The 23,204-nt window shown below is 48.4% G+C and carries 13 protein-coding genes and 1 tRNA gene; 7 read left to right on the top strand and 7 right to left on the bottom strand.

What is annotated here, in order from left to right:
* Window positions 1-233: 233 nt before the first annotated feature.
* The 7 genes from KE626_RS24390 to KE626_RS24360 all read right to left on the bottom strand — a co-directional run bounded on the left by KE626_RS24390 (window position 234) and on the right by KE626_RS24360 (window position 11,697).
* A tRNA-Lys gene (locus KE626_RS24390) sits at window positions 234-309 on the bottom strand.
* A gap of 115 nt (window positions 310-424) precedes the next feature.
* On the bottom strand, window positions 425-2,896 hold the full coding sequence (locus KE626_RS24385; protein ID WP_211975622.1) for a glutaminase family protein: 2,472 nt from the start codon (window positions 2,894-2,896) through the stop codon (window positions 425-427).
* Between the two features lie 317 nt (window positions 2,897-3,213).
* Window positions 3,214-4,512 carry a hypothetical protein gene (locus KE626_RS24380; RefSeq protein WP_211975621.1) on the bottom strand — a complete coding sequence of 433 codons (1,299 nt, stop codon included), beginning with the start codon at window positions 4,510-4,512 and terminating at the stop codon, window positions 3,214-3,216.
* Window positions 4,513-4,580: 68 nt separating this feature from the next.
* Window positions 4,581-6,881 (bottom strand): family 20 glycosylhydrolase, encoded by a 2,301-nt coding sequence (locus KE626_RS24375; protein ID WP_211975620.1) that lies wholly within the window; start codon window positions 6,879-6,881, stop codon window positions 4,581-4,583.
* Window positions 6,882-6,992: 111 nt separating this feature from the next.
* Complete coding sequence (locus KE626_RS24370; RefSeq protein ID WP_211975619.1) at window positions 6,993-7,592, bottom strand: pseudouridine synthase; 600 nt, start codon at window positions 7,590-7,592, stop codon at window positions 6,993-6,995.
* Between the two features lie 113 nt (window positions 7,593-7,705).
* On the bottom strand, window positions 7,706-10,474 hold the full coding sequence (locus KE626_RS24365; protein WP_211975618.1) for a Fic family protein: 2,769 nt from the start codon (window positions 10,472-10,474) through the stop codon (window positions 7,706-7,708).
* 74 nt (window positions 10,475-10,548) lie between these two features.
* Window positions 10,549-11,697: a putative sensor domain DACNV-containing protein gene (locus tag KE626_RS24360; RefSeq protein ID WP_211975617.1), complete on the bottom strand. Its 1,149-nt coding sequence runs from the start codon at window positions 11,695-11,697 to the stop codon at window positions 10,549-10,551.
* 361 nt (window positions 11,698-12,058) lie between these two features.
* Here KE626_RS24360 and KE626_RS24355 point away from each other — a divergent pair, with 361 nt between their 5' ends.
* The 7 genes from KE626_RS24355 to KE626_RS24325 all read left to right on the top strand — a co-directional run bounded on the left by KE626_RS24355 (window position 12,059) and on the right by KE626_RS24325 (window position 23,201).
* Window positions 12,059-12,643, top strand: coding sequence for an RNA polymerase sigma factor (locus tag KE626_RS24355; RefSeq protein ID WP_211975616.1), 585 nt, complete (start codon window positions 12,059-12,061; stop codon window positions 12,641-12,643).
* Between the two features lie 80 nt (window positions 12,644-12,723).
* Window positions 12,724-13,884, top strand: a complete 1,161-nt coding sequence (locus tag KE626_RS24350; protein ID WP_211975615.1) for a FecR family protein — start codon at window positions 12,724-12,726, stop codon at window positions 13,882-13,884.
* A 245-nt stretch (window positions 13,885-14,129) separates the two neighbouring features.
* Window positions 14,130-17,516 (top strand): SusC/RagA family TonB-linked outer membrane protein, encoded by a 3,387-nt coding sequence (locus KE626_RS24345; RefSeq protein WP_249207660.1) that lies wholly within the window; start codon window positions 14,130-14,132, stop codon window positions 17,514-17,516.
* Between the two features lie 23 nt (window positions 17,517-17,539).
* On the top strand, window positions 17,540-19,438 hold the full coding sequence (locus KE626_RS24340; protein ID WP_211975614.1) for a RagB/SusD family nutrient uptake outer membrane protein: 1,899 nt from the start codon (window positions 17,540-17,542) through the stop codon (window positions 19,436-19,438).
* Between the two features lie 33 nt (window positions 19,439-19,471).
* Window positions 19,472-20,641, top strand: coding sequence for a DUF5000 domain-containing lipoprotein (locus KE626_RS24335; RefSeq protein WP_211975613.1), 1,170 nt, complete (start codon window positions 19,472-19,474; stop codon window positions 20,639-20,641).
* Window positions 20,642-20,666: 25 nt separating this feature from the next.
* Window positions 20,667-21,851, top strand: a complete 1,185-nt coding sequence (locus tag KE626_RS24330; RefSeq protein WP_211975612.1) for a DUF4998 domain-containing protein — start codon at window positions 20,667-20,669, stop codon at window positions 21,849-21,851.
* Between the two features lie 6 nt (window positions 21,852-21,857).
* The gene (locus KE626_RS24325; protein WP_211975611.1) at window positions 21,858-23,201 is read left to right on the top strand and encodes an alpha-L-fucosidase; all 1,344 of its coding nucleotides are present in this window, start codon (window positions 21,858-21,860) and stop codon (window positions 23,199-23,201) included.
* Window positions 23,202-23,204 lie beyond the last annotated feature (3 nt).

The raw sequence follows: 23,204 nt of genomic DNA, 5'->3' as shown, positions 1-23,204 counted from the left end.
CAAGATTAAGTCCTTTAGAAATGCCTTACGAGGCGTCAGGGACGTGGAGTTTTTTCTCTACAGATTAACCAAACTTTATGCTTAAAATTCACCCAATCCCCCAACTTTTCAACTTGATCCCTTTTCTATCCTTACACAGGACTCCACAACTTTACCACTAAAAACAAAAAAACCTTGTAGAATCAGCTTCTACAAGGTTTTAATTACGTAAGAGTATTTCTTTTTACTCTCTGTGGTGATCCCCTTGGGACTCGAACCCAAGACCCATACATTAAAAGTGTATTGCTCTACCAACTGAGCTAGGGAATCATTCACCCCGTTTGTTTAACGGAGTGCAAAGATAACAATTTCTAAATTCTCTCCAAATTTTATTCAGTTCTTTTTTATTCAAAGCGCCTCCAGGCAACCCCGGAGACGCTATAATTCACCGGGAAGCAGCCGAAGAAGAAGGATTAAACTTCGCATCCAGCATCTTCATAAAATACCCTCCTACCACACTCCTGGCCTGGAAACCCACCATCTTCCCATCCGTCGTTTCATGCCAGTCACTCAGCGGAACACGTGTAGTCGTTCCCGTTGCATAGGTGTACAGCGGAGAAACGAGCGCATTAAAATCCTCCGCATTATCCGTCAGCACTGCGGTCCACATAATCCAGTCGGACTTGGTATAGGTCTTACGACTGTCGAGTGGTAACCCGAATTTATGCTGCTGTGTAAGATAGTAGTTGATCTCTTTCTTGTATACGGCTGCAGGAAACAGGTCGAAGTTCAGTACTTTATCCCATACCATGTTGTATTTCTGGCTCCAGGTATTTTTGCTTTCGAAAGCAAGACTGAAATGATCGCCGTCGTCTGCAAGTTTAATCCACTTGGCGGCCATTTCTTTGGCGTTCTTTTCGTATTTGTCTGCGATGGCGGTTTGACCTGACATGCGCGCCAGCATGGCGTATGCGCGGATACCGGCAATAGCTTTTAAAGAGAGATTGGTATTACGGGCCAGGTGGCCGGCGAAGTCGTCGGTGCACAGCTGGTTGGCTGGGTCGAAGCCTTCTTTCATCAGATATTCTGCCCAGGTGGTGAGTGTAGCCCAATGTTTTTTGGCGTAGTCGGCGTTGCCTTCTGCGCGGGCGATGGCGCCGGCGAGGACGAGCATATTGCCGGATTCTTCTACAGGCATGCCTTCTCCGTATGCCTGTCCGTTGGCGAGCGGGTAGGTACCCAGATCGTGGGCGGCGTAAGGCTTGGTATATTTACCGCTTTCAGAGAAATAGAGGATGCCGTTCATCATGCCTTTGAGCAGGTCAGGATTGTAAAGCAGGAATAATGGTGCAGATGGATAAGTAACATCTACTGTATTGATACAGCCATTGCTGAAGTTTTCTTTGGAAAGAAAAAGGATATCGCCTTGTGGACTCTTTGCCAGCTTATGTGCTGAAATGGCTTGCCTGTAGGCCAGTTCGCAGAGTTTGGCGTACGTTTCGCCGCCGGCGTTTACCGCATCCTGGTGTAATTGTGCATTGAATTTTGCGCATTTATCGAGAATAGCGGCATAGTCGGTATAGGCTGCATTGAGTTGTTTATCGATGGTTTGCGCGGCATCATTTTTCCACCATGCTTTGAGGTTGGTGGAGAAGTACTGCAATGCAAAGAGGTCGTCGTAGCCGAGCAGGAACAGCTGTTCTTTCGGGGTACTGCTCACGGCGCCCAGGTTTACTGCGGTACTTAACACCAGGTCTTTGTCCTGTTTGGCAGTGGCGCCGGTACCCCGGGCAAATGCCTGCATGGCGTCGCCGCCGTTGCTAATGTATTGTACAGGGTGTGCTGCTGTTGGGGCGGCTACATACATATACCCCCAGTCAATGCGCAGGTCGTCCCCTTTCTTCTTTAAAACAGGTTGTTCTTTGGTGCCGGCTTTCAACACCGACAGCTGACCGGAAGTATACTTCGTGGTGGTCACAGGCTGTGAAGACACGTTCACACTCACATTGGTGGAAGCGCCAAAGTATACAGCCACCTGGTGGGAAGCGTTGTCGTTGGCGGCTACCTTATACGCAATATAAGATACGGGGCGCGACAGCAGCATCAGGTCGTCCATGAGCAGCGGAGAGGTAAAGGTGAGCGTAAGGTTCACTTTACCGCAGGTAAAATCATAGCTGGTTTGTGTAGCATTGATATTAACGGCTGTCTGCACACCTTTTTCAATGCCCTTTTCACCAGGCATGGCAGACAAACGCGAGATGCCGGCATCAAGAAAGGCGCCACCGGCGGTATTCAGGATGTGAATGGCCAGCACATTGCCTTTGGGCTTCAATTTACTTTTTACAGCGTCGCTGATGGGTAAATAAATGTATTTATTCAGCCAGCCGTCGTGCGCGTATATTTCTTCTCCGTTGAGGTATACTTTAATATTATCATCGTGAGATATTTTTAAAAACAGGTCAGCAGCTGATAAGTTGCCGGCGTCGAAGGTTCTCCTGGTCCAGAGGTCATGACTTTTCCAGGGCGTGCCTCCCAGGCTCGGATTATCGCCAAATGGGGCTTTGCCGGTTTTCCAGTCCTGGTCGTTATAGGTGTCCTGCATCCAGTCGCCGCCGGGAGCTGACTCCGTGTATTTCACCTGGTAGGCTTTTTCGTCGCTGGTAGGTACTACCGGGTCATAGCTTTGTACATTTTGCCCGAGTACGCGGTAAGTAACCCCATCTACCTTTACCAAACCGGTCAACGACTGTGAAGCGCCGGTCCAGTGCGTGGTGGAGCTCCCATTTAATTCATCGGTGGTAGACCAGATACTGAAATAAGGATCATGTGTGATCAATGGATAGGCCGGAGCCTTCTGCTGGGCTGCTGCACTGCTGCTTAAGCCAAGCAATGCTAAAAATGCGAATGTTCTCACCATAACGTGATTTGAAACGATTAAGCGTATAAAGTACAGTTATTGAATTTATCACATTTTTTCTGTGAATCATAACCATTCATAAAAAAAACGAGGATCATCACTTATATATCAGCAACAAAGACAAATAGTACCAGACCGGCACAAAAAAAAAGAGGAGAAAATAAAAAGCGCAGACCCTGCAAACGCCTTGGAGGCCCTGAGAAGCCTTGTCAGTACGTTATTCAGATCTACGCGTATCTTAAATTAATTAAATTCGACACAAGTAAGGAGCGCAAAAATACACTTTTACATCAAATTTCGCATTAAATATTGCCAAACTATCCGGGAAATATCGCAAACCATTCCGGCCGCAAGCGAATCAAGGCAGCTATACCCCATATCAGCAAAGCCATACCCAGCGTGCCCCAGGCCTTTTTGTTCTTCCAGCTCCAACCCAACGCCACGGGCAGCTCCCAATATTTGATCAGCACAAACGCCAGTAAGCCAATCATTCCCGTCCAGGTCACAAAAAGCAGTCCCAGTTGAGCGCCTGCCAGCACCGCGGCAAAGAGGAAGCACAAAGTAACCACCTGCAGCCACCAGTAGTTGGGCATGCCGCAATGCGTAGCCTCTATGATGGACAGCATGAGCAGCATTCCCACCACGAAAACAGTCAACATTAGCAGCGATTCATTCAGCGTCACCGGTAACAACAACAATACTACCCATACCCCTATCGATATCACTATATAGGCCGCAAAACGCCGGTCCTGTTTTCTTAAATGAGACTCGTGAAACGGAAATAGCCCCCGGCTCAACGCAGCTTCCATACTCCGTAACGGCGGCAACGCAAACACACCGGTCATAGCCGGCACTATCACTTCGTAACGGTACCACGCATCCGGACAAACCATCATCACCCAAAATACCGCTACCGACACCAGTATGGCAGGAACAGCAATATGGATAAAAGCCTGCAGCGGCGTATAGTAGTCCCCGTAACTGCGCCGCAAAATATCTACATATTGTTTAGCGCCATGTTCACGTGTAGTGATAGCCGTTAGCTGCATCCATATCAGCGCAAACCCCAGGTGGATCAACGATGTACGGATCACCACCTCCGGTAACAGCGGCCCGAAATAAACAGCGGCAATACCCGCCGCCAGCAACTCCCAGCTAAGCATACGCGGAGAAAACAACCAGCGGAACAATGGATAGAAATGCCTGACCAACCATTGCCATATCCCCGGCAAATATTTACCCAGCAACTGGAATACAGCAAAAGCCCCTATCAGCGCAGCCAGCCCGAGTAGCAGTCTTGATGCGGTGAATACGCCACGCAACGCCTGTAAACGGGAAGGTTGCTTTACAGCATATACCAGCTCCGTATTGGTCAGCAACTCCGCCGCCAGTAACTTTCCCTGCTCAGGAGTAATAGCCCCAAGCGCCGTCCGGTGCTGCTGCCAGAAACTATCCGCGGGTGCAGGCCCCGCCCAGGTATGCAATGTGCCGTATTGATAAAGCAGCGTTCTTTGCTGCGAAGTGAGAGATTCCAGTATTTTTGCCAGCGCGGCATCCGTTGCAAAGGCGGCCTGGCCAAAGGTTAACAGGAACAATAGTATTTTAATGATACGCATAGATAGTATCAAAAATAAGGAAAAAGTGCTTTCCGTTGCAGAAACGGAAAGCACTTGCCAGTTAATTTTTATCTGCCTGCACCAAACCAGCTGTCTGGTACCGGTTGCAGTTTACTGCCGTTCACACTGTATTCCAGCTTCAGCGTATAACCACCGCCGCCTTCTACAAAAGCCAGCTTCACCGGGTGCCAGCCTTTCTCCAGCGCTACCTGCCCGCTCTTCTGGAATGGAGCATGCCAGCCATCGTTATTCACTACTTCCTGGTCATCTATATATAAAATACCACCATCATCTACGGTCAGGTAAAAACTATAGATCCCCGTTACAGGCACATTGATATAACCCTGTATCCGCGCGCCAAAAGCACCACCGCCTTTACCCATTCCTTCAGGAATAATAGCGTTGTTAACGCGCATACTGCTATCTGATTGCTCTTTTATTTTAGCAGCGCTTTTAAAGACGCCATTATAATAGTCCAGTTTCAAACCGGGCCTTGCATCCTTTACTACCGTAGCTTTACGGTACGCCTCTTTACGATAACGCAGGGTGTAAATATCCCCCCGGTTGCCCGCCGGGCTGAAAGCCGCCAGCTTAATAGTTTCCGGCGAAGTAATGGTATAATGCGCCGGTAACGCCTTCGCATGTTCATCCGGGATCGTACCGTTGGTGGTATAGCGGATAGTCATATCCGTTAGTGGCTTCTTAACATCGAGCACCCCCTTGTCTACAAATACATTATCCTCTGTAAATCCATCCAGATCAGGCAAACGGTAATGTACACCCAGCAGATCAAGACGTTTATATTGTTCGTTCAGGCGTTGGAGATAGTCGTCGTAATGATTGCGGTTGGTCCACAATACCTCCGCCAACGCGGTCATACGGGGCATAAACATATAATCCGCCCGTTTTTCAGAAGGAATATATTCTGTCCAGATGTTCGCCTGGGCGCCCATAATATGCTTTGCTTCCCCCGCAGTTAATCCTTTCGGTATCGGCTGAAAATGGTACACATTATAAATAGCGTTACGATCCGGTGTGCCATCGAAATAAAGCGGGTTACCCGGTGTCATGATCACCTGGTTGCCATGTTGCGCTGCTTTTACAGGCGCATCGGGCACCCAGGAGCGCCAGTACATCAGTACCGCCGTAGGACTGATACCTCCTTCCAGTATTTCATCCCAGCCAATCAGGGTTTTGCCTTTGGAGTTGAAGAACTTCTCCATCCGTTTTACAAAATAACTTTGCAGCTCTTCTACCGTTTTCAGGTTGTTGGCTTTCATCACCTCCGCACAGAGAGGCGACGCGGCCCAGCTGGTCTTTTCTACTTCATCCGCACCCAGGTGAATATATTTAGAAGGAAACAGCGCAGCGATCTCGGTAAAAATATCTTCTGCAAAAGCAAAAGTGGATTCGTTACACGGACAAATTGGCGTGGAAAAGCTTTTACCCCAGCCTATTTCACCGCTGCAGGCCAGGAAAGGATACGCCCTGATGGCAGCCATCATATGACCTGGCATGTCTATCTCCGGTATAATTTCTACATGCCTGGCAGCCGCATAGCGGATAATATCCTTCATCTGCTCCTGCGTATAAAAGCCGCCATACAAGGTTTTACCATCTTTATGAATGATATGTGCGGTATCAATAGCCATGTCAGGATTGTCGACGGCCTTTTGCATACATACCGAATCCTGGTTGTTAAACTCACGCCATGCGCCCTGTGAAGTCAGCAGCGGGTACTTTTTTATTTCAATGCGCCAGCCCTGATCGTCCGTCAGGTGCAGGTGCAGCTTATTCATCTTGTATAACGCCAGCAGATCAATAAATTTCTTCAGATAATTTACAGAGAAGAAGTGACGCGACACATCCAGGTGCATGCCACGCCAGCCATATACCGGGTGATCTTTCAGCTGCATCGCCGGAATGCTGATCAGCTTCAGATCAGCCGCGCGTGCATCTTCTATGGAAGGCGGCATCAGTTGCCGCAGGGTTTGAATAGCCCTGAAAAAGCCGGTCGGCGTTTTCGCCGTCATCAGTATCTGCCCGGTGCTTACGTCCAGCGTATAGTCCTCCTCTCCTGCCAGCGCAGGGTTCTGACGCATCACAATGGTCCCTTTGCTTGCTTTGGCTACCGTCGGCAAAGGCTTACCTAACGCCTGTGTAAGCAGTAATTGCAGTTGTTCGGTCTCTGTGACGAAAGGCGAAGGATCTTCCGGCAATACCAGTTTGGTGGCCGGCGTAATCGCAAAAACACCAGGCTTCGCCTGCAGTTCCTGCGGATAGGGAATAATGGGATAGCGCTGCGACTGCGCAAAAGTTACCTGCAGCGATACACACAAAGCCCCTGCAAGCCAGAAAAGTTTCCTCATAATAATTGCTCGTTAATGCATGATTCCAAAGGTCAAACCTAATAAGAATCATCTCCGTAACCTAATGCGATATTCACTATTCTTGCCCGGAAATTGACCCCGGCACATGCGTTAATCTTTATAATCATCTATTTTCAGCAAGGAAAAAAATTCCTCCTCTCCAAACTCTTTCACCTCTCCGGGCTGCAGATCGCCCAGCAACAAGCCTTCGATAGATACACGGATCAGCCGCTGGCAACGATGACTTACGGCTCCCACCATCTTTCTTACCTGGTGAAATTTCCCTTCGGTTAAAGTAATGGTAAGCCAGGTATGCGGTACGTTGATGGGCAGCTCCCTCGGATGATCAAATAATCCTGCCGGCCGCTCTACAATCTCCACCTTGCAGGGTGTGGTTACGTACTCCTGTCCCTCGCCCACACAAATAGATACGCCGTCTTTCAGCCGCTGTAAGGTTTCCTGGTTCATGATGCCCTTTACCCGTACCAGGTAGGTACGCTCATGCGGCGTTTTCCCCTGGAACAGCAACCGGGTCACTTTTTTATTGGTGGTTAATATCAGTAATCCTTCTGAATGGTTATCCAGCCGTCCTATTGCATGCGTACCTTCCGGGAAATCAAAATCCAGCTCCCCCAGCAGTCTCACCTCATGGGAACTGATAAACTGCGACACCATGTTGTATGGCTTGTTTATAATAAAATATCTGTGCATCTCAGCGTTTTTGTCTTTGCCCAGGATTAATAGTGATTATGATGATTTACAGGATTTTTTCTTTTCCATTTTTTGATTTTAAAGATTAACGGAGATATAAGCGGATATTTAAGCTATGCTTCTTTTTTGAAAACATGCCTGTACCAGTCTTCCTTATTCATCTTCAGGTCTTTTTCAGGATCATCCAGCAAGGGTAGGGCGTTCGCTGCCTCGTGTCCCCGCGGAGTAATACTGTAAGCTTGCAACACCTTGTACATCAAGAGGCGGCTCAGGCGGCCATTACCATTATTAAAAGGGTGGATGGATACTATTTCCTGCTGCAGGCTGGCAGCCCAGCGCTGCACTCTTTCCATGTATACTGCAGGCGTGATCACCTTAGCTAACAACAGGGAGAGTATTTGTTCCAGTCCGGCAGCCGTTTCATTCAATTTTAATACAACATCTTTTTCCAGCGCGCCCTCGTTGGGCACACCATGAGTTACTTCCTGTTTCCAGGTGGTATTATCCGGTTCTTTAATTCCGCCGTGTTTTTGCTGATAGGTAAACATCAGTTCAGGCCTGATCGGAATGCGTTTATCTGTGATACTGTTGATATGTTTTATGAAGTTCGCTTTAGATAAATTCTTTCCGATAGAAGGAACGGGCCCTCCAAAGCTATATTGCTTCACCCATGCCAGGAAGTCCGCCTTCCCATTTTGGGAGATCGTCGGATACTTCAGCAAACCATGGCCATCTACCGCTTCCTGTTCCCCTTTGCTAAGCCTTGGGTAGGTATTGTTATCGCCCCATCCTACTTCTTTTGTGCGGTAAACCGGTGGTTTGTTCATCAGCATTGTATAGTATGCTCCGAATTTCTCTTTTGTAAGGATTTGCTGCCGTTCTGTTTTGTTTTCCATGGCTGCAGCCCAGCGCTCGTGCGTTTTTTCTCCGTATACATTGTGCACATTCATCGCCGCCACATCTGTATCATCCTTCATTTCTACACCAGCTTTTTCCAGTTGTTTCCTGGAAGGGTTGCCACCGTCAAACAGATCGCGGTGTTTTTTGTCTACTAGCGATTGTGTCAAAAAATCCTTTGTCAGTTTGTATTTGCCAGCTTCGTCTCCCTCTGGCAAACCAATCCCTTTGATCTCCTGTTTAGGCGCAGGTTTGGGTGCCTCTTTCAATTCAGCCATTAGGTACCATACCGCATCTTTTTCCCCCTCATCCGCGGCGGTCTTCTTTTGCTTGCGTTTTATCACAAACTGGGCGTAAGCGGGAAACAATACCTCACGCTGATACCAGTTCTTTGTACCGGTGAGTACCTGGATCAGGCGGCCGGAAACTGATTCATCAATAATAAAGAGGGTACGCTCCTTGTCTTTTTTGGCAAATACCTCACTGCTGTTAGTGCCTGCCGAGGTGGAGTACAAGGCCATTGGAGTGATCAGGTCCCCTACTTGATGTTCTTCTATCCCTTCTACCCAGCGGTATACAGGTTTTGAGATCGCCATATCTTTCAGCAGGTCACTTTCCAGCGCCAGCTGGGCGGCGTACAGCGTAGTCCGTTTTTCCGCAGGTGTATCTTTGGTCTGTTTCTTTCCACGCGTAGTAGCGTTCCATGGTTCTTCCACAATATCGCGGTATTGGGAGTAGAGCGTATTGGCGTAATCAGATAGCGCGTATAAATTTTGGGCGGCAGCATCTTTTTCATCCAACGCCTTTCCTACTGCGGTTGTATGCTCTTTCAGCCCGTCGTCCGGCCCATAATCTTTTCCCGCCAAACCCAATTCTCCCAGGGCATTACTTACCCTGCCCAGGTTCTCTGATACCTTGGCCCCTTTCTTATCATTATATCGCTGTGGTAATGCATCTCTTGCAGACGAGTCTTTATCCCGTTTCTCCGGACGGGTAAACAGGTTTTCATAAACAACGGCCCGCTGCTTCATCTCATCTTTATGTAGATCCTTGTTGTGTATAAGCGTAGCCAGGTAAGCGGTTTGCATTTTCTCCCCCTTGAATTCATCCAGCAACTTCTTCACCTCCTCTTCTGTCGTTGCTGCGCGAATCTGGCTGATAATCATGGGCGACAGCTCGGACAATAACACCGGCGGGATTTTCAGTGGCGCTTCTTCTTCACCTTCTTCCGGTACTAATACCACTTCCTCTTCTTCCTCATCCTTTTCCTTTTCCGGCACCGGTTGCTGGAACTCAGCTATGTCATCATCGGTTTCATAAAGTTTAGCGATACGCCCTGCCACCTCGTCCTTATTCACAAAAACATCTTTTGCTTCCTCGTCCATCGCTTCTTCGTGCTCATCTTCCTCCCTTTCCGGTTGCTGCAGCTCATACTTTAATGCAATACCATGCCGCATATTCACATCTTTCTCCTTTCCGGGCGCCCCCCCTTTCCCGGGCTCACCTTTCACTACTTCCTTTCCTTTTCGTTTAGCCGGTCTTTGCTTTTTAGCCCTGTGTTTCTTTGGAGACACCTTTTTCTTTTCCTTTTCCTTCTCCTTTTCTTTTTCCTCTTTCGGCGCTACTTTGGAAGGGCTTTTTGTACGTTGCTTTTTGGGCGGCGCTTCCTTTCCTTCATCTTCGCTTTTTTTATCCTTGTCTTCATCTGAGCTTTTTTCATCTGAGCTTTTTTCACCCTTGTCCTTGTCCTTGCCCTTCTTTCTTTCATCCATATCGCCCCATTGCGGCTTTACCCGTTTCATCAATTGCACCGGGAACGGGCTTTCCTGTACAACCGCACCCGGTTGTTGTTCCTCATTTATGACTGGTTGTATGCCTGGTAGCTTCGTTACAGCCGGATAGGCAATACCAGCCGAAGATGTATTGTTAGCAGCAGCACGACTATTTTGAGAGGAATGGTCAGGTACCTGTTTTTTTTCAAGCATATGGATATTTGAAGGATTAGCACCTACTCAAATATAATCTAAATGATAAATAATCACAAGAACCGCGACATCAGCTATATCAGCAAAATATCAATCCTGTGCGCCTGCACCAGCTGTTGCTGGTGTGACCAGGAGAATACCGTAAAGTACCCGTCCTGCGAAGCTACGAGGGCATGTGCATCGTGCTGGTCATGCACAAACTGTGCTGCCGAAAGGTGCCGGGTACCGCCAATGGCCGATGGGTGGATCAGCGCCGGGACGCCTCCTTCTACCGGTTCGGACAGCAACACCTTATCTACCGGCCAGGCATCTTTTGCCCGCGTTATTTTGGCGCCAAAGGCCAGCAGCTCCTGTTCTTCGTTTACGATGGTGGCGCCGTCTACCGCTGTAAGACCGGTAATATTTTCCACTTCCCTGCGGAGCGCATTTTGCCAGAAAATTTCCGTTACGCTTTTACCATCGTAACGCAGCAGGTCGGCCACGCCTGAAAAGGCAGGGGTAATGGGGTACTGCAGCGGATGAATAATGGACTCGCGCCAGGCATCGCCTTTGGAGGGCACCACCAGCAAAATACCACCGCGCTTATGCGCCCGCATCGACACAGCGATCTGTATCAACACGTTTACCCCGTTATTCCATAAACAGGAAGAGGTAAGTCCCAGCAATGACTGAAGGATCGGCGGACTATCAGGTAACAGGCCGCTATCTTCGTTGACCACTTTTACCTGGTCGCCGCGCAGCACCGCCACATTGGTGAATTTACCCAACCCGGCTGCCCTGCGGTGTTTTACGACCAGCAGCCCCGGCTCGGACACATCGAGCACAAAACACAGGTTAGGCAGTTTAATCGTAGTTCCCCATACATACAGCTCATCTCCTGCTGCCCATACGCCTACATGTATACCGGGCCGCTCTACTCCCGGGGCCAGTTTAGTCAGCAGCTGCGGGGTCAGCAGCAACGGTTTTTCAAATAATAAAGGCTTCCCCGCCTGCGAAGGCGGTAAAAAGGCCAGTGATATACGGATGGGATTTCCTTCTTCCTTACGTAAGCTGGCCCAGAAGGCCACATCTATCATCTTCTCCACCTGCCGGGCTTCCGGTACTACGGCCAAATCGTCATCCCCATTCTCCTTCGCAGCAGAAAGATGTTTCTGAAAATGCGCCTCTACCCGGCCGGCTACCTTTGCGGCGGCCTGATAGGTTGCGTCTGTAATTGTTTCCATAATGCCAGTCCGGTTTAAACCGCTAAAATAAGCCCTTTTTGGCGTTTGGCTTACGCGGATTTTTGTCTTTCCCAGGATTAAACTTATTTTATGATTTTCAGGATTTTTTATTTCAGTTTTTGATTTTAGTGATTAAGGGAGACATAAGCGGATATCTACCCACATCTTTATTAATGGTTAGAATCAAAAACTGAAATAAAAAATCCTGAAAATCATAAAATAAGTTTAATCCTGGGAAAGACAACCTCCGCTGCATTTACTAAAAGCTAACGGCTAAAAGCTAAAATAATATTACTCCCGGAGAATTTACGGCTAACATCCTATTTCATAAAACAGTAATTTGCCTCTACTGTAACCACGTATGGAATTTAATACCTATAATGAAAGGGAACTATTGTTGAGCCTTGCCAAAGGCAATGACAACGCGTTTGCCAGTGTATTCCATCACTACCGCCATCGTATATACGCTATCGCTTTCCGTTTACTGGGCAGCGCCTCGCAGGCAGAAGATACTGTACAGGATGTTTTCTTAAAGATGTGGTTAAAACGCCAGGAGCTGCACGAAATCAGCCATTTCAAAGCATACCTCTTTACCGTTACCCGTAACCATATTTTCACTTCCCTTAAATTACTGGCCAGGGAACAACTCATGGAGTCAGAACTCTCTGCTGCCGTGGTTCCCCATGTCAAAGACGCCGCCATTATTCACAAGGAATATGAACAGATCCTGCAAAATGCTATCGCGCAGTTGTCGCCCCAGCAGGAACTGATCTATAAATTAAGCAGGGAACACGGCCTGAAAAGAAATGAGATCGCCGACCGCCTGCAGCTCTCCCCTGAAACCATCAAAGTACACCTTGCCAACGCCACACGCTCTATCCGGGCGTTCTGCCTGGCGCGAATGGACCTTAACACATTGCTGCTACTGCTGTGGTTCTGCTGCTAAATTTTTTTTTTGCAACACCCTAACCCATTCGCTTCTTTTTGTTGTCTCCTTATTTAGCCACGTAAATCAAATCGCTATTCATGACAGTATCCCGATTCAGATACCTGTTCAATCGCCACTATTCCGGTCAGTCAACCCCGGAAGAACAACAGGAATTTATGTTCCTGGTGGAAAAGGCGGAACACGACGAAGAACTAAAACAATTGCTGGACGATCTCCTGCAGGCGGCCGACGACAATAACAGCGCCATGCCGGATGATACCGCCGCTAATATGTTGCAGCAGATCATGAACACGCCATCCGAAAACACACCTGATACGCCTGTTAAGATAATGCCGGTATGGAAGCGCGTGGCCATCGCAGCATGTGCCCTCACCGCCGTAGCAGTGGCAGGCTATAAGCTATATATTAAAAGCAGTGTACGCGATATCCCCGTTGCCAGCAGCCACCCGGCTCCGCCTAAAAATGAACGGGCACGACTGGTATTGGGCGATAACTCCGTCATTGACCTGGAACAATCCGATACTACCATGAATGTACAAAACGGGGTGTCGGTAAACAGGCAGGGCAATCTTATTTCCTATAACAGCAACACCACCACGCCAACCATCAATACCATATATACCAACAAAGGCGGCACCTACCAGGTAGTATTACCAGATGGTACCAAAGCCTGGCTAAACGCCGCTTCTTCCATCCGTTTCCCCACCGCATTTAAAGATAGTACCAGGGAAGTAACCATACAGGGTGAAGTATATTTTGAAATTGCCATGCAGCCTAACCAGCCCTTTATTGTAAAAACCAATACCAACATGAAGATCGCTGTACTGGGCACCCACTTCAATGTAATGGCATATGAAGAAGAAAACAATATCTGTACTTCCTTGCTGGAAGGCGCGGTAAACATTATCAGCGGCACTTCGGTAAGACGTATGCAACCCGGGCAACAAGCACTCGTAAACAGGGAACATAACGGCATCAGCATCAGTAACGCCGACGTAAGTGCCGCCATCGCCTGGAAAGATGGCCGCTTCGAGTTTAACGGTAACATTAAAACCATTATGCGCGAACTGGCACGCTGGTACGACGTACAAGTAGCATACGAAGGCGAAATCACCGGAAAATCATTCGCCGGATCGTTCTCAAGAGAGGACAGCCTCTCCGACATATTACACCAACTGGAATTAACAGGCAGCATTCATTTCAGGATAACGGATAAAACAATTACAGTAAGTCCATAAAACACCTACAAGTAACGATTATGAAATAAGTATCAACCAAATTCGACAGCAAACTAACGTATCACAGTATCACCGGACAGTAAACAATAACAGGCGGCAGCCCCGCCCTGGCGTAGCTATGCACGCGCTTTCCGGAGGTATGCCTCCTTAACAAACATCAACAGGAAAAACAAATGATGCAAGCTTTTCAAAAAGTACGCCTCCTCAGACGGCGTGTTTCATCAAACCAAAAACTATTTCGCTTTATGAAATTAACCTTACTCCTGCTACTATCTGCAGTGTTCCAAGCTACCGCCAGTGGCTATGCACAGCCGGTTACGCTCCACGTAAAAGCAGCCCCCCTGCTGGAAGTGTTTAAATCCATCCGGCAGCAAACGGGTTATGTTTTTGTTTTTGATCTGCAAATGATCGACAATGCCAAACCCGTTAACTGCTCACAGGATGCCGCCCCCCTGGAACGTATACTGGAAGACGTGTTCAGAGATCAGCCACTTACGTATTCCATCGTTAAAAAAAGTATTATTATCAAAAAGAAAGCGGTCATCGCCAGCACCGTCCCGGAAGTGGCCCGTATAAAAATAAAGGGACAGGTAACCGAAAGTAACGGCAATCCCATGGTAGGCGTTACAGTGGTCAACAAATCAGGACGCTCCAACGCGCTTACAGACGACCTCGGCATCTTTACCATCGAGGCCAATGTAGGCGACAGCCTTATGTTTACCATGATTGGTATGCTGCCCCAAACAGTGGCTGTTAAAAGTGATAAACTGCTTAAAATCGTGATGCAGCCCAAAGTATCCGATGTAGGTGAAGTAGTAGTGGTAGCATACGGTACGCAGAAAAAAGCCAGTATGGTGAGCGCCGTTACCAGCATCAACCCGAAAGAGCTGAAAGGGCCAACCAGCAACCTCACCACTATGCTCGCCGGCCGGCTGTCGGGCGTTATTTCCTACCAACGCAGCGGCGAACCGGGCAGAGATAATGCCAGCTTCTTTATCAGGGGTATCACCACCTTTGGTACAGGTAAAGTAGATCCGCTCATCCTCATCGATGGTATGGAATCCAGCACCAACGACCTGGCACGCCTGCAACCCGATGATATCGCCGGTTTTTCTATTTTGAAAGATGCCACCGCATCATCCCTGTATGGCGCCAGGGGCGCCAACGGCGTAGTATTGGTAACCACCAAATCCGGTGTGGAGGCAAAAACCAGCTTTGATGTGCGCTTTGAAAATTCCGTGTCCGGCAATACCCGCAACTTTAAGTTTGCCGATAACATCACCTATATGAAGCTGGCCAACGAAGCCGTGCTCACCAGGAACCCACTCCAGGACGTACAGTATTCGCAGTCAAAAATAGATCATACCGCCGCCGGCGATGATCCCCTGCTCTATCCCAACAACAACTGGGTAAAACAACTGATCAAAGACTACACTGTGAACCAACGCACCAACTTCAACCTGAAAGGCGGAGGAAAAATAGCGCAGTTCTATATTGCAGGCACCTATAATATCGACAATGGCGTATTGAACGTAGATAAGCGGAATAATTTCAACAGCAACATCAAACTGAAAAATTACGCGCTCCGTTCCAACGTGAATATCAATCTCACGCCTACTACTACCGCAATTGTACGTACCTACGGACAATTCGACGATTATAATGGTCCTGTTGGCGGTGGCTCCGAATTGTTTTCCCAAACCGTTTGGGCCAACCCGGTAATGTTCCCGGCTGTATATCCTGCCAGCTATGCACCCGATTTAAAACATCCATTGTTTGGGAACGCTGTAAAACCGGGATTCCCCGGTCTCCCCGGCAACGGCGGTAACCTCTACAACAATCCATACGCCAACTCCGTTTCCGGCTATACGCAATACAATACTTCCACCCTCCTGGTGCAGGTGGAATTAAAACAGGATTTTAAATTTCTCCTGCCCGGCCTTAGCGCCAGGATGATGGGTTATACGGAGCGTTACTCCTATTTTGATGTAACAAGACAATATACCCCCTATTTCTATACATTGAAATATGACCAGTTTACCAAAACACCACAGCTCACTTCCCTGAATACAAACGGTACAGAATATCTTAACTACAGCCCCGGTAACAAACAGCTGAACACTACCGCCTATATGGAGGCTGCGGTGAATTACAACCAACAGTTTAATACCGTGCATAGCGTATCCGGTATGCTCATCGGGCTAATCCGCAGCAACCTTTCGGCAAACGCGGGCAGTCTGCAATCATCGCTGCCGCACCGTAACCAGGGCGTTTCCGGCCGCTTTACCTACGGCTACGACAACCGCTACCTGGCCGAAATAAATTTTGGATACAATGGCTCCGAACGTTTTGCCAGCAATCACCGCTTCGGATTTTTTCCGTCTGCAGGTATAGCCTGGAACGTGCAGGAAGAAGCCTTCTTTAAACCACTCACCCGCACCATCGATAAACTGAAACTGCGCGCTACCTACGGTATAGTGGGTAATGACCAGATCGGTAACGACTCCGATCGTTTCTTTTACCTGTCGGAAGTAAATATGAACGATCCTTCCCATGGCGCTACTTTCGGAGAAAAAAGAGGTTATTCTAATACAGGCGTTTCCGTTAGCCGCTATGAAAACCGTGATATTACCTGGGAAAAATCCTATAAAACAAACCTGGGACTTGAACTGGGTCTGTTCCACGCCATGAACGTGCAACTGGATGTATACCAGGAACACCGCACAAATATCCTGATGACCAGGAGTACCATTCCCAGCACAATGGGACTTAGCGCTGCCACGCAAGCGAATGTGGGCGAAGCCTCCGGCAAAGGGGTGGATCTGGCAGTGGACTATACCAAAAGCTTTAACAACAACTCCTTTGTACAGTTCCGTGGTAACTTCACGTACGCTACCAGCAAGCTGCTCGTAAATGAAGAACCTGTATATCCCGATGCATACCGCTCACGCGTGGGTAAACCGCTTTCCCAACAATGGGGATACATTGCAGAAAGATTATTTGTAGATGACCAGGAAGTGGCCAACTCCGCCAACCAAAACTGGGGACAACAGGTACTGGGCGGTGATATCAAATTTCATGATGTAAACGGCGATGGCATCATTAACAGCGCCGATGCGGTACCTATCGGCTTACCTACCACGCCGGAAATCACCTACGGCTTCGGTTTTTCCTTTGGCTACAAACAACTGGATCTGAGCTTCTTCTTCCAGGGATCTGCCAGGTCGTCCTTCTGGATCGATCCATACCGTACCGCTCCCTTTGTACTCAACGAAGGCGGACAACATGGCCTGCTGCAGGCTATCGCGGATGATCACTGGAGTGAAGGCAACAGAAATTTGTACGCCTTCTGGCCACGGTTAAGCAACGAGTTTAACTGGAATAACCAGCAGCAGTCTACCTGGTGGATGCGCAACGGCAATTTCCTGCGGTTAAAAACGGTGGAACTGGGATTCACCGTCTCCAAAAGCTTACTGGACAGGGCCCACATGAGTACCGCCCGTATTTATGCGAATGCCTCCAACCTGTTTGCCCTGAGCAAATTTAAAACCTGGGATCCTGAAATGGGAGGTAACGGCCTCGGCTACCCGGTACAACGTGTAATAAACCTCGGCATCAACCTGGGACTTTGATTCACCGTTTAATTGTGCAAAAAATGAAAACTTCTGATACGACCAAATATACACCTGTCTTTCGCCGGCACCTGCCAGCACTGCTGCTTTGCCTGCTGTTAGTCCAGTTTACTGCCTGTAAAAAATTCCTGGACGTAGTACCCGATAACGTGGCTACCATCGATAACGCATTTACCATGCGTGCAGAGGCAGAGAAGTACCTGTTCACCTGCTACTCCTACCTCCCTTCCAGCGCCAATGTAGGAAGCAATCCCGCGCTGCTGGCAGGCGATGAATACTGGATGATGCGGCCCTACAGCAGCAGCGAAGAACCCTGGCAGATAGCGCAGGGCTTCCTCAGTGCCAACATTATTTATATGTCACAATGGAGCATTAACTACAAGGCCCTCCGCGATTGCAACATCTTCCTCGATAATATCCATAAAGTGGTAGACATGCGCCAGGGCGAAAAGGATCGCTGGATTGCAGAAGTGAAATTTCTGAAAGCCTATTATCACTGGATCCTGCTGCGTACCTATGGTCCTATTCCTATCATCGATAAAAACCTGTCCATTTCCAGCACGGCCGAAGAAACAAAAGTTCCCCGTGTACACGTAGATACGGTTTTCAACTATATTTCTCATCTGCTGGATACCGCTGCTGCCGGTTTACCCGACATCATCGCCGACAGATCCACAGAGCTGGGCCGTATGACAAAATCCATCGCACTCGCCATCAAGGCACGCGTATTGGTAACAGCCGCCAGCCCGCTGTTTAACGGCAACCCCGATTATACCGGCTACAAAAATTATGATGGTACGCCCATGTTTAATCCCGCCTTCGACGCAGGAAAATGGAAAGTTGCCGCCGAAGCCTGTAAAGCCGCCATTACACATTGCGAAAGCGTAGGTATCCAGCTGTATACTTTCGGTGAACTGGGTGTTACTTTATCCGATACCCTCACCAGGCAAATGTCGCTGCGGAACGCCACCTGCGAACAATGGAACGCGGAAATGATCTGGAATAATCCCAACACCTCTACCTATGATATACAACGGCAAATGATGCCCCGCCTCGACCCGGCCAGACTGGGTAACGAATCTACCCTGGGCAGCATTGCTCCTACCATGAAAATGGCAGAAATGTTTTATACTGATAAAGGAGTCCCCATCAACGAAGACAAAACCTGGGATTTCGCTAACCGCACACAACTCAGAACAGCTACGCATGCAGAAGGAGAACTGATACAGGAAGGATATACCACCGCTTCCCTGCATTTTAACAGGGAGCCACGCTTCTATGCCGACCTTGGTTTTGATGGCGCTATGTGGAGAATGGAGAAAAAAATGTTTCATATAGAATCAAAAGCAGGACAATGGCAAACAAGAAAAAACATCTATGATAACAACGTAACCGGCTACTTCTGCAAAAAAATGGTGAGCTGGAAAAATGAAATACCGGAAGGCCAGGGACTGTATGTAGAACAATATGCATGGCCGGAAATGCGCCTGGCAGACCTCTACCTGTTATACGCAGAAGCGCTGAACGAACAAAGCGGGCCACAGGAAGAAGCCTTTAAATACATAGATAAAGTAAGGGCCAGGGCCGGTTTACCAACCGTACAAACATCCTGGACCAACTACTCCAAACAACCGGGAAAATTCCAGACCAAAGAAGGATTCCGCCAGATCATTCAGCAGGAAAGACTGATAGAACTCGCGTTTGAAGGCGCCCGCTTCTGGGATCTGCGCCGCTGGAAAAAAAGTATGGAAGAACTGAACAAACCCGTTACCGGATGGGATGTGGATCAGTCGGATCCCAATTTCTACTACCGCGTACGCACACTGTTCCGCCAAACATTCCAGGTACGCAACTACTTCTGGCCGCTCGACAACTGGGATCTGCTGAACAATCCCAAACTGGTGCAAAGCTTTGGATGGTAACTATTTTATTTACTGATTTAAACTGCTAATAACATGAAACCATATAAATTCCTGCTACTGCTCACCAGCTCCATATCCTTGCTGCTGGCTGGTTGTAAAAAAGAAACACATACCCCTGTCAATACCGAAGGCGAAAAACCGGATGTATTGAAAAATGTCGTCATCACCAACATGCCCGGCGCTGCTAAAATCAGCTACAGCCTTCCAACAAACAAAGATATCCTTTATGTAAAAGCCGTCTATAAGATCAAATCAGGACAACAGGCCAGGGAAATCCGTTCATCTTACTATAATAACTTCCTGGTAGTAGATGGCTTTGGTGATACCGCCACGCATGACATTGCGCTCTATGTGGTGAGCCGTAATGAAGTAGCCTCCGATGCGGTAACCACGGCCGTAAAACCCTTGTCGCCCCCCATGATGGACGTAAGAAAATCCCTGTTGGTGAAGAAGGATTTCGGTGGTATCAACATCAAATTTGCTAATGAAACAAAGGCAGATCTGGCCATCGTTACACTCGTGACCGATTCTCTCGGCGCACTGGTACCTTCTGATGTACACTATACCAAACTACCCGGCGGCAGCTATTCTGTAAGAGGATTTGCAGCGGTAAAAACAAAGTTCGGATTCTTTGTAAGAGACCATTGGGGCAACCAGTCTGATACCATGTTCCAGGAAGTGGAGCCACTCTTTGAAAAGTTGCTCGATAAATCCACCTTCCGGGAAGTAAAACTTCCGGGAGATACCGACTTTGGATGGGGCTTCCCTATTTCCGGTTTATGGAACGGTACCATGTGGCACTCTGCCGATAAACTCGACGGATTCCCCATGTCTATTTCCTTTGACCTCGGCGTAACTGCCCAGTTGAGCCGCATCACGCTGTGGCAGCGCCCCAACGAGTGGATCTATCTGCAAAATAATCTGCGCAAATTTGAAATTTGGGGCTCCGTGAACCCTGCCTCTGACGGCAGCTGGGATAGCTGGACAAAACTGGTAGAGCATACCGTGATAAAACCATCGGGTTTGCCTGTAGGACAAAAAACACAGGACGATATCGATGCCAGCATCGCCGGGGAACAGATGACCGTTCCGCTGGACGCGCCCCGCGTGAGATACATCCGTATTAAGATCCTGCGTACCTGGACAGACGGCGGATACGCTGCCAACATACAGGAAATGAAATTCTGGGGTAACGACAAATGATGATCATCTACCTAAAAAAAAATTTATGCGCACAATAAGCTATATCATACTTTCCCTGCTGCTGTTTACCGCCTGCTCCAAACAGGACGACTATAAAAAGTATATAAAAAACGGGGAAATACTTTATACCGGCAAAGCCGACTCCCTGAAATTACACCCGGGCCGTAACCGCGTGCAGTTATCCTGGCTGCTGATTGCCGATCCTAAAATCACGAAATCAAAAATTTACTGGAACAACCGGAAAGACTCTACCACCATTGATATTAAGCGTACCTCCGGCGTGGATACCATCCGCGTTTTTATAGATCACCTGGAAGAAAGAGCCTACGGTTTTGAGATCTATAATTTTGATAAAGATGGTAACACCTCCGTAAGAACCGAGATCACCGGCTTCTGTTATGGCAGTTTTTATGAAGATGCCCTCCTCACCAGGGCCTTCGGCAGCGCAGAAATGAAAAACGGGAATGCGGTAATACCCTGGGTAAACATAGATACCACCGGCGGCATCATTGGCATGCAAGTGCAGTATACCTCCAGTGATCATGTACTGCATGATACCATCATCCGCGCAGAACCGGAAGACCAGGTAACCACACTCCCCAATTATTTGTCCGGCAGCAACTTCAGCTACCGCACCCTGTACTTGCCAGACCCGATTGCGGTGGATACCTTTCATACCGCCTTTACCACCTCCGGCGTAAAGGAAGATCTAACGGCGAAGTATATACTAAATCCGGGCGCCCCCTTTGTGCGGGATCCCGTACAGATGCCCGGCGGTCGCTTCGGACAGCTGAAAGACTGGAAATACAACAGTGAAGCCGGCAGAAACGGCACCTATGACGAAATAGGCGGGCAAGGCCGCTTAACGCTCGGGATCTGGGACAACGGTACCATCACCAACGGTAAAATATACCAGACCATTACGCTGCCTGCCGGTAATTATAAGTTTGAGGCAGATATATCCAATATCGATAACACCCTCGAAAACACTTACCTGGCCGTAGCTACCGGTAATGCATTGCCGGATATTGCCCAGATAGGTACCGCCATCGGCTCCGCAAAAATTATTAATAACAGCAACAAATACGCTTCGGCCGGATTTACGCTGGAGGCCACAACCACCGTTACCGTAGGATTTGTGGGTACCTATGCATCGCCGGCAGAACAAACAATCCGCGTAAACAAAGTATTATTGATCAAAGACAAATAAAGACACATGCGAATGAAACAACTGCTGGTAGCAGCTTTGCTACTGGGTCCGCTCTTCTCCCTGCAGGCACAGGAGAAAAAAAGAATAGGCACGGAAACAGCCGCACAAAAAGAACAACGTATGGCCTGGTGGACGCACGACCGTTTTGGGATGTTCATCCACTGGGGCCTGTATGCCCTCCCGGCCAGGCACGAATGGGTGAAACACAATGAGCGCCTGACCAACGAACAATACCAGAAATATTTCGACTTATTTAACCCCAATCAGTTCGATCCGAAATCCTGGGCCAAACAGGCAAAGGCCGCTGGTATGAAGTACGCCGTACTGACCACCAAACACCATGAAGGTTTTTGTTTGTTTGACTCCAGGTATACGGATTATAAAGCCACTAATACTCTCGCCAGACGCGACCTCGTAAAAGAGTTTGTGGACGCGTTTCGCGCAGAAGGTATTAAAGTTGGATTTTATTATTCACTGATTGACTGGCACCATCCGGATTTCACGATCGACGGTGTGCATCCGCAGCGCGGCGATAATATGCCCGACAGCGCCTACGACCGGCTGAACAAAGGCAAGGATATGAATAAGTACCGGCAGTATATGAAAAACCAGATCACAGAACTGCTGACCCGTTATGGTAAAATAGATATCCTCTGGCTTGACTTTTCTTACCCCGGCAAACACGGTAAAGGCAAAGATGACTGGGATGCAGTGAACCTGCTGAAAATGATCCGCAAACTGCAACCCTCCATCATCGTAGACAACCGGTTAAACCTGGATGAATATGAAGACGGCGCCGACTTCCTGACCCCTGAACAGGTAAAAGTAGAAGAGCTGGCGCAGTACCGCGGCAAAACATGGGAAACCTGCCAAACCTTCTCCGGTTCCTGGGGCTACTACCGCGATGAAAATTCCTGGAAAAGCACGCACGAACTGCTGCAGCTGCTGATCGCCTCCGTAAGTAAAGGCGGGAACCTCATTCTTAATGTAGGCCCCACTGCCCGCGGCGTTTTTGACTACCGCGCCCAAAACGCGCTGGGCAATATCGGCGATTGGATGAAAGGCAACAGCGAATCTATTTATGGCTGTACCTATGCACCGGAATCATATCAAACACCTGAAAAAACCATGCTCACCTATAATCCAACCACTAAAAAACTGTATGTACACCTGTTGGATTATAACGGGAAACTGGTACTTCCGGGATACAACGGCAAAGTAAAATATGCCCAGTTCCTGCACGACAATTCCGAAGTGAAGTTCTCTGCGAAGGGAGACGATGTGGAATTACAGCTTCCGGAAAGAAAGCCAAACATGGAGATACCTGTTGTTGAGTTAGTGTTACAATAAAAC

Origin of the sequence: Chitinophaga hostae, assembly GCF_018224885.1 — a bacterium.
Taxonomy (GTDB): domain Bacteria; phylum Bacteroidota; class Bacteroidia; order Chitinophagales; family Chitinophagaceae; genus Chitinophaga; species Chitinophaga hostae.
This window is presented reverse-complemented; position numbering and strand designations above follow the sequence as displayed.

What these genes read in the sequence shown, in the direction of transcription:
- KE626_RS24385 (WP_211975622.1), bottom strand. Translation starts at nt 2,896, where the DNA reads ATGGTGAGAACATTCGCATTTTTAGCATTGCTTGGCTTAAGCAGCAGT.
- KE626_RS24380 (WP_211975621.1), bottom strand. Translation starts at nt 4,512, where the DNA reads ATGCGTATCATTAAAATACTATTGTTCCTGTTAACCTTTGGCCAGGCC.
- KE626_RS24375 (WP_211975620.1), bottom strand. Translation starts at nt 6,881, where the DNA reads ATGAGGAAACTTTTCTGGCTTGCAGGGGCTTTGTGTGTATCGCTGCAG.
- KE626_RS24370 (WP_211975619.1), bottom strand. Translation starts at nt 7,592, where the DNA reads ATGCACAGATATTTTATTATAAACAAGCCATACAACATGGTGTCGCAG.
- KE626_RS24365 (WP_211975618.1), bottom strand. Translation starts at nt 10,474, where the DNA reads ATGCTTGAAAAAAAACAGGTACCTGACCATTCCTCTCAAAATAGTCGT.
- KE626_RS24360 (WP_211975617.1), bottom strand. Translation starts at nt 11,697, where the DNA reads ATGGAAACAATTACAGACGCAACCTATCAGGCCGCCGCAAAGGTAGCC.
- KE626_RS24355 (WP_211975616.1), top strand. Translation starts at nt 12,059, where the DNA reads ATGGAATTTAATACCTATAATGAAAGGGAACTATTGTTGAGCCTTGCC.
- KE626_RS24350 (WP_211975615.1), top strand. Translation starts at nt 12,724, where the DNA reads ATGACAGTATCCCGATTCAGATACCTGTTCAATCGCCACTATTCCGGT.
- KE626_RS24345 (WP_249207660.1), top strand. Translation starts at nt 14,130, where the DNA reads ATGAAATTAACCTTACTCCTGCTACTATCTGCAGTGTTCCAAGCTACC.
- KE626_RS24340 (WP_211975614.1), top strand. Translation starts at nt 17,540, where the DNA reads ATGAAAACTTCTGATACGACCAAATATACACCTGTCTTTCGCCGGCAC.
- KE626_RS24335 (WP_211975613.1), top strand. Translation starts at nt 19,472, where the DNA reads ATGAAACCATATAAATTCCTGCTACTGCTCACCAGCTCCATATCCTTG.
- KE626_RS24330 (WP_211975612.1), top strand. Translation starts at nt 20,667, where the DNA reads ATGCGCACAATAAGCTATATCATACTTTCCCTGCTGCTGTTTACCGCC.
- KE626_RS24325 (WP_211975611.1), top strand. Translation starts at nt 21,858, where the DNA reads ATGCGAATGAAACAACTGCTGGTAGCAGCTTTGCTACTGGGTCCGCTC.